Source organism: Okeania sp. SIO3B5 (genome assembly GCF_010692555.1).
Classification (GTDB): Bacteria; Cyanobacteriota; Cyanobacteriia; order Cyanobacteriales; family Microcoleaceae; genus Okeania.
On sequence record NZ_JAAHHG010000419.1, the window covers coordinates 1 to 7,843 of the forward strand.

General features: G+C 36.8%; 5 protein-coding genes. All 5 read right to left on the reverse strand.

What is annotated here, in order from left to right; all coding sequences use genetic code 11:
* Nucleotides 1–1,013, reverse strand: a 1,013-nt coding sequence (locus F6K54_RS34040; RefSeq protein ID WP_293087987.1) for a pentapeptide repeat-containing protein, incomplete at its 3' end; no start/stop codon positions are given.
* Between the two features lie 297 nt (nt 1,014–1,310).
* Nucleotides 1,311–1,685, reverse strand: a complete 375-nt coding sequence (locus F6K54_RS34045) for a hypothetical protein (protein ID WP_293087989.1) — start codon at nt 1,683–1,685, stop codon at nt 1,311–1,313.
* A gap of 348 nt (nt 1,686–2,033) precedes the next feature.
* Nucleotides 2,034–3,503, reverse strand: coding sequence for a carotenoid oxygenase family protein (locus F6K54_RS34050; protein ID WP_293087991.1), 1,470 nt, complete (start codon nt 3,501–3,503; stop codon nt 2,034–2,036).
* A 1,266-nt stretch (nt 3,504–4,769) separates the two neighbouring features.
* Nucleotides 4,770–6,188, reverse strand: a complete 1,419-nt coding sequence (locus F6K54_RS34055; protein ID WP_293087993.1) for a folate/biopterin family MFS transporter — start codon at nt 6,186–6,188, stop codon at nt 4,770–4,772.
* 1,166 nt (nt 6,189–7,354) lie between these two features.
* A complete protein-coding gene (locus F6K54_RS34060) occupies nt 7,355–7,516 on the reverse strand; it encodes a hypothetical protein (protein ID WP_293087995.1) in 162 nt (53 codons plus the stop codon).
* Nucleotides 7,517–7,843: the final 327 nt, after the last annotated feature.

Below are 7,843 nucleotides of genomic sequence, written 5' to 3' on the forward strand. Positions count from 1 at the left end.
TTGAGGTTGGCTCCACTGAGGTTGGCTTTACTGAGGTCGGCTCTGCTGAGGTCAGCTCCTCTAAGGTAGGCTCTAATGAGGTAGGCTCCTCTAAGGTAGGCTCCAATGAGATTGGCTTCAATGAGGTAGGCTTCAATGAGGTAGGCTCCAATGAGATTGGCTTCAATGAGGTAGGCTTCAATGAGGTAGGCTCCAATGAGATTGGCTTCAATGAGGTCAGCTCCACTAAAGTTAGCTCCATTAAGGTTAGCTCCATTAAGGTTGGCTTTACTGAGGTCAGCTCTACTGAAGTTGGCTCCTCTTAGGTCAGCTCTACTAAGGTTGACTCCAATGAGGTAGGCTCCAATGAGGTTGGCTCCACTGAGTTCTGCTCCTCTAAGATTTAATTTTTCTTTCCCTTGATAAGTTCTAATTTTCTGAATTAATAGTTCTTTTTCATCAACTCCAGTAACCGCAGCTTTAAGTTTTGCCACATCAGTGTAAGAAATATCCCCAGCAATTGTAAATGCTAATTTTTCCTTATCTGGCTCGATAAACTCAACACTTTCTATTGGCACATCAAATATTTCTTTTAATTCCCCTGAATTAAATAATCTTTCAATTCTTTCTAGACCTTCTGGAGTACCTTGTAAGACAAATTTTAAACTTCCTTCATCAACATCAACAATTGTTAATTCCACATCAGCAGAGAATTTCTGTAGATGTTTTTCTAATGCTTTTAATGTAGTTTTAATTTTTTTGTCACCTGTTCCAGAAATCATAAATGATATCTTTGGTTCTGCTTTAATATTTGTAATTATTTCAGGTGTGTCTGCTGTAGAAGGAGTATTATTGACTTGAATTATTATATGTTGGCTACCCTGAATTATTTGATTATTATTTTCCTTATCACTAACTGTATTATTATTTTGTTGAGATTCTATTTTGCCATTATCCTTAATCACATTTGCATGACTAAAAGCTCCATCAATAGTATTGTCAGAAATTTCAGATTTAGACTTGTTATTTGACATAACTTTTGTTTTTCTATATTGGTTCAGCATAACCCAGAAGAAAGTCAATTATTCCTCTCAACTATTTCTCTTCAAATTTTCAATCCTGATGATACCTTTGTCATTTTTTATCTACTAATATTTAGCTCGTAATCTCATCAAAAAATTATTATTGCATTTCTCAGTAAGTATTAGGTACAGTGCTGGAGATCCCCCCTAACCCCCCTTGACAAGGGGGGAACTGGAAGTCCCCCTTTTTAAGGGGGATAATGGGGGATCTTTACCTTTTATATGATTTTTATTAATTGCCGTATTATTCTACAAAAGTAATGCAAGAGCCATAGGTATTAATTGCTTAACACACTCAGTAACTGCTGTTTCACCCGCTTTATTTCCTAGAGATTTCCCCAGATTTTTCAGACTTTCTTTAAATGAAGGATTTTGTTTAGCTTTTGTAGCAATTTCTTCTGCTGTTTTTTGTTTAGCTTCTTCCGGGTCAGAATACGTTATAGAAAGTTGGTCTAACAATTCCTGAATTTCTTCTGCAGCTTTTGCTAAAGATTTTTTCTCTTCAGAATAATAGTTATTTTGATGTGCTTCTATTTTGCCGTGGTCTTTGATAATATTTGCATTATTTAAAGAGCCGTTAATAGTATTTCCCGATATTTCAGATTTAGACTTGTCGTTACTCATAATTTTTAATTTTTATATAAGTTAGTTTGAATTGCCTTTAGCTTAACAAATCAATTATGATATACAGCAGTTTTTTACTTTATGAAGTACATATATTAATGGTTTTAGGAAGTAGGAAGTAGATAAGATGAGGAGGAAGGAAAAAATAAATTTTGCTTTATTCTTTTCTTTTACTTAAATACCTAATATCTACTACCCATAGCACTTCTCTAATTTATGAGATACAATTTTAGATCCCCCCTAGCCCCCCTTAATAAGGGGGGAACCAGAAGTCCCCCTTTTCAAGGGGGATTTAGGGGGATTGTAAATTTACTTCATCTTGATCAGAAATGCTATACCACCTATCACCTATTCCCCAAAATAATGAGGTGTAAAACTCCCATGTAAACCATAAGGAATATGATGCTTTAAATGCAACCTCGCCACAGGTTTTTTATTCAAATCTCTAGCATCCAAAATCACAACATCTGACCGATGTTCCGTCGCATCATACATCAACATCAACAACCAACCATCATCTTCATTTACCCCATTCGGAAAAGGAACAAATAAAGGTTCTCCCGCAAAACCTCGCGGTGCAACACTAAAAATTTGACGTTCTCCTGTTTGCCAATCAATCTTTAATATTGCTTGTAAAGGAGCATTTCCTGTCGGAAGATCCGTAGCGCCAATAAACAAATATCGATAAGCTTTTCCCACATTATTCGGATGTAAAGTTGGAAACTCACAACAACGACTTTCTACTACTTTACTTTCCACATTTTCCTGAGCAAGATTAATCTTAAATCTCCATAACTGACCTTCAGGAACTGAGTCAAAATCTACATCTTTAAAATTAGCATCGGGGTCAACTTTTGGGAAAGAATCATAACAAATGGAATCTACATAAATTTCCCCATTTTCTTCCCAAGCATTGGCATGATGAAAGACAAAACAAGACTCAGTTTCCAAAATTTTCATGCCTTTACTACCATCACGAGGAATTAAAACAACTTGCGTTGATTTATTAGGTGAAAATTCCAAACATTGACCAGCACCTCGCAGCCCTAAGAAGAAAGGAATAGGATTTAAAGTAACAGGATTTTGGAAAAAGATACAGTAATTTGGAGTAATTACCATATCGTGTAAAAAAGCAAAACCAGGAATCGAATGAGAGTAACGTTTGAATAATTTTCCCTGACTATTAAACTCAAAAATAGTGATAGTACTTGATAAACCAGGCTTCACAGAAAAGTTAATTAAAACATCTCCTTTACCATCCTTTCCTTTCTCAATTCTGGGGTGAGCAGAAAAAGCTTGACCAGGTTGTAAAATTCCATCTACATCATCAATTCCAATAGTTTCTAAATTATTTGGATTTAAACGATGAGGTTGAGATCCTTCCCACAATGCCAAAAGTTTATCGCCCCAATAAAGAATACCAGTATTAGCAATATTTTTATTGTTCAAATCGAAAATATTAGCTAACCAACCACCAGGTTTTTGAGTGCCAAAAACCCCTCGATAGAGAATTTTTCCTGCTGCTTTTTCTGCCACATAACCTTCCGTTTTAACAAAGCTATTTCGGAAGTAAGCACAACCATTTTTAAAGCCAATAGAACAAACCATTCCATCACCATCAAAAGGATGAGCGATCGCCTGACCATTAATATCTAATAAACCAGGTCCGTTGCGGAAAAAAGTACCATTCAAATCTGCTGGTATTTCACCTTCTATATCATCAATCCAATAACTATATTCATTGGGTTGAGATTCATATCCTTTTTTCCAATCTTCACGAGAATAAGATGTAGATTTTTCAATTTGTAAATTTGCCATTTCAGTTATCAGTTATCAGTTATCAGTTATCAGTTGTCAACGGAGGTGCTTATAGAGGATTATACCTTGGTAAGCTACACCCGTCGCGGGCAAGATGCCTACAGACATTTAATTGTTAATACCTGTACTTCATATACTTGGAATCTGCTGTAAAATTGTTTGGTGTTTGTAGACACAAAGTAGCGTGTCGAAGACTATCCCCATTCACTTTTTCCTTCTTAAACTACCCATAAACTTGATTAATTTATAGGGATAAAACAGCTATTGGTAGGGTGTGTTAGCGACAGCGTAACTGAGCGATATCCTATATATATAGGACTTACGCATATACGCTATATATAGCGCTCAAAACTATTGTCCAATAGTACTTGGACTCTATAAATAGTGCATTTGCGTAAGTCCTGATATATTGCCTTTGCCTTTTTTAAAATTGGTAGAACAGGGAACAGGAATAAAACAATGAATAAAAATTACAGCAAATTCCATTGAGGTACACCCGTCGCGGGCAAGATGCCCGCACTACATTTCTACATTTGATTAATTTATAGTAGTTGAAGTCAAGATAGTAGATGTATTTATTACCTCTTTTTTATGCTCTATTTTCTCTCCTATTAATTTGGGATTCTTTAGAGTCAAGGTTAACATATTTTCCTCAGTTATCGAGTTGATGAAAGTACAAAATTTTATGCTTTTAGGGAACAGGAAACAGGGAATAGGGAACAGGGAATGAGTGCTAAAGTGAATGCCAGTGCGGGCATCTTGCCCGCGATTGGTGTACCTTACTAATATAAAATACGCTGTATTTATTTTTTCTTCTTCAACCACCCATAAGCTTGATTAATTTATAGTAGTTGAAATCAAGATAGTAGATGTATTTAGGGCTTGCTGAAAAAGTTTTTTGGTAGGGGGTAGAATCCAGAATCCAGAATCCAGAATCCAGAATCCAGAATCGGTGAATTTCCTTCGGAATGCTGCGCAAACAGGAGGAATGGGAATTATAGAAGAAGTAGTCAGAAGAATCGTAAAAGTGATTTTCTACCCCGATCTTGCCTAAAATCTTAGATTTTTGAACCTGATCCACCGAAAAGCTGGTACTCCCTTAGTACCTGAAAAGGGTAAAACCAAAACCAGTCAAGACGCGTGATATTTAATCAGCAAGCCCTATTTATCACCGAAATATTGTGGTTTAAAACCTCCCATTTTAAGGGGATAATAAATCAAAATTTTTCTTTTAGTCAATCCTCTTCTTTTCAAGGAGAGGTAATTCTAAATTCTTAATTCTAAATTCTTGAACTCTTCTTCATTCTCTATTTTATCTCCTATTAATTTTTGAGTATTGGGAGTCAAGGTTAACATATTTTCCTCTTCCTTATCCTCCATTTGAGCATTAGCTGCGGGCAACCAATTTAGTAAAAATAATGGCAATAAGGTAGATAGGTTAGTGATAACTATTAACAACCATAAATTATCAAAATTTGTCTCTGTAACTTCTAACCAATGCATTAACAATGCACCGCCTTCATGGGAAGTTAATTGAGCTAAATTATAGATAGACATTAATAAAGCAAACAGGGTTGCTTCTACTCCCGGTGGGCAAAGTCTGGCAGCTAAAACTAATACGGGCATGAAAGCAATTTTTCCCATTACTGTTAGCACTAAACTATCTCCTAAACTAAACCAATGGTCATCGATACCTAGACTGCGGTTAGAATGAGTAACTAGCAATAAAGTAGTCATTCCTAAAACAGCAGAAATAACTGTAGACCATCCGAAAATTTGCCGAAAAGGAACAGATTTAAAAAAGCGTTGAAATAGCCAAACACCTATTAAAGCTGCAATACTTGTTACTAACTGTATCCTTCCTAAAAATTCTGGTTGAAATCCTAATTCATTTGTAGAAAAGAAAAAGAAAGCCGACTCAGAATTAGGGGTTGCTTGCCAAAGAAAAATGAAAGCGGTTGGTAATAAAATTGATTTTTTTGTAACAGCTATTTTTACCTGTTTAATTTGCTGTTTTACATTGTCAAAATTAATCCCAATAGTAACTTTTTCTTCATTAATTAACCAGGCTACAACAGAAACAATCAAAGGAAAAATAGCTGTGATTAAAAATACTGTTTGATTGCTAAAATGCTCCAGTAAATAACCACTCAAATAAGCAGTCATTAGTCCTCCTAATGCTGCAGCTACCCAACATAAAGATTGTAGAGAACCCGTACTACTAATAGATTCTTTTTGCACTCTTTGTACAACTAAAGAATCAACAATTACATCACTAATAGCCACCGATAAAGAACTCAGAGCGATCGCTCCTGTAGCTGCTAGTGGAGTATCTACCCATTTTGCCAATGCTATCCAAGAAAACGCCCCCAGTATCCCAGAAAAAATCATATAAGGTCGTCGTCGATAGCCTAATATTGGCACTCCATCTGAAATGAACCCAAAAACAGGTTTAATCATCCAGGGTATGACCACAACGCCAAACATTGCCGATACTTCAGCGGGACTCATGGCCAATTCATCTTTGAGAAAGAAACTGACAGCCAGACGTCCCAATCCTAAAATTCCTTGGACAAAGTAAACAAGCAATATAGCGATGAGTTCCGGTGTCGGTTCATTGCCAAAAAATACTCTCTGCTTGAGGGATTTTTTGAGCTTGATTATGCCTTGAGAAGATATGAACATCAGTTAACGCTTATTAACATTTTTTAACCAATATAATCTTATCTTAACTAGCCATCAGCTATCAGCTAGCCTCCTAGGTCGGAACTACGTTAACAGTTATCAGCCGAAAAATTTGTGCATATATTAGACACCTGTTTGCGCAGCATTTCGTTAGGAAAGGCTTTTAAATACTACTTTTTCGTAGATTTTCCGCCAATCACAGGACAATTTATCAGGACTTACGTAAAGGCACTATTTATAGAGTATAAAGACTATTGGACAATAGTTGTGAGCGCTATATATAGCGTATCTGCGTAAATCCTATTTATATCAAAAGTATGAAATTCAAGTTATAGCGATCGCCACAACAAAAACTAATCTAAAACCTAAAAACCCAGGCGCTATAGTTGAAAAAACCTAAAAAGCGTCGGGAGGAAGTACGCAGCGCCCATTTTAACAGCTGGTTGAATAACGACACGCGGGTAATAAAGCGGAGTAAAAGTCTGGTATAATAGCGGAATAAGGAACAAGGTTTGTCGCCATGACATGACCGCGCTTTGCGGTGAAATTCCGGTGGACAGGAGACGGGGAATTAACTTCCTACGACGGCTGTTAGCTCCGCATTCGGCACCGAAAAGCAAGTAGGCAGCTAGAGCAGCGAGAAGATTGCTCCAACCAGTGCGAGTAAAACCACTCGTGAAAGCTAACAAAAAAAAAGTAGACTCACAGCTAGATTTCCGTCTATGCCGAGGAGTTTAGGAGTCTGCCCTTCAGGCTTTAAGCAAATGTGGATTTATGAGGGGCTGCGTGCGGAATTTACTTCCGCACATTTATTCGCCCCGTCCCAAATGGGGGTGGACTAACCACAGAATCCAGGGTGTTTCAACCCCTGGAGATGTCAAATCAATCTATAGATTCACACTATCTATATCTATAGCGATCGCCACAACAAAAACCAATAGAACTTACGCAGATACACTATATATAGTACTCATAACTATTGTCCAATAGTTACTGGACTCTATACACAGTGTCTTTGCGTAAGTCCTGACTTTTTTACTTTTTTCGTCGATCAAATTCCGAGTAAATAATTAAGTATAAATACTTGCTCTTATGATTACTCAATCGCGGCAGCTATGATTTTGTTCTAAAATTCTGTCTCCTTAGTTCCCCTCCTGGGAGCAGGGCTAATTCATTGTCGCGCCTAGAATATTTATATGGATATGAAATACAAAAAATTGTGTAAATAGCAAATAAATATAAGAATCTCCCCATCTCCCTATCTCCCCATCCCCCCATCTCCCCATCCCCCCATCTCCCCACGCAGATACACTATATATAGTACTCATAACTATTGTCCAATAGTTACTGGACTCTATACACAGTGTCTTTGCGTAAGTCCTGACTTTTTTACTTTTTTCGTCGATCAAATTCCGAGTAAATAATTAAGTATAAATACTTGCTCTTATGATTACTCAATCGCGGCAGCTATGATTTTGTTCTAAAATTCTGTCTCCTTAGTTCCCCTCCTGGGAGCAGGGCTAATTCATTGTCGCGCCTAGAATATTTATATGGATATGAAATACAAAAAATTGTGTAAATAGCAAATAAATATAAGAATCTCCCCATCTCCCTATCTCCCCATCCCCCCATCTCCCCATCCCCCCATCTCCCCA

What these genes read in the sequence shown, in the direction of transcription:
- F6K54_RS34060 (WP_293087995.1), bottom strand. Translation starts at nt 7,516, where the DNA reads ATGAGTACTATATATAGTGTATCTGCGTGGGGAGATGGGGGGATGGGG.
- F6K54_RS34055 (WP_293087993.1), bottom strand. Translation starts at nt 6,188, where the DNA reads ATGTTCATATCTTCTCAAGGCATAATCAAGCTCAAAAAATCCCTCAAG.
- F6K54_RS34045 (WP_293087989.1), bottom strand. Translation starts at nt 1,685, where the DNA reads ATGAGTAACGACAAGTCTAAATCTGAAATATCGGGAAATACTATTAAC.
- F6K54_RS34050 (WP_293087991.1), bottom strand. Translation starts at nt 3,503, where the DNA reads ATGGCAAATTTACAAATTGAAAAATCTACATCTTATTCTCGTGAAGAT.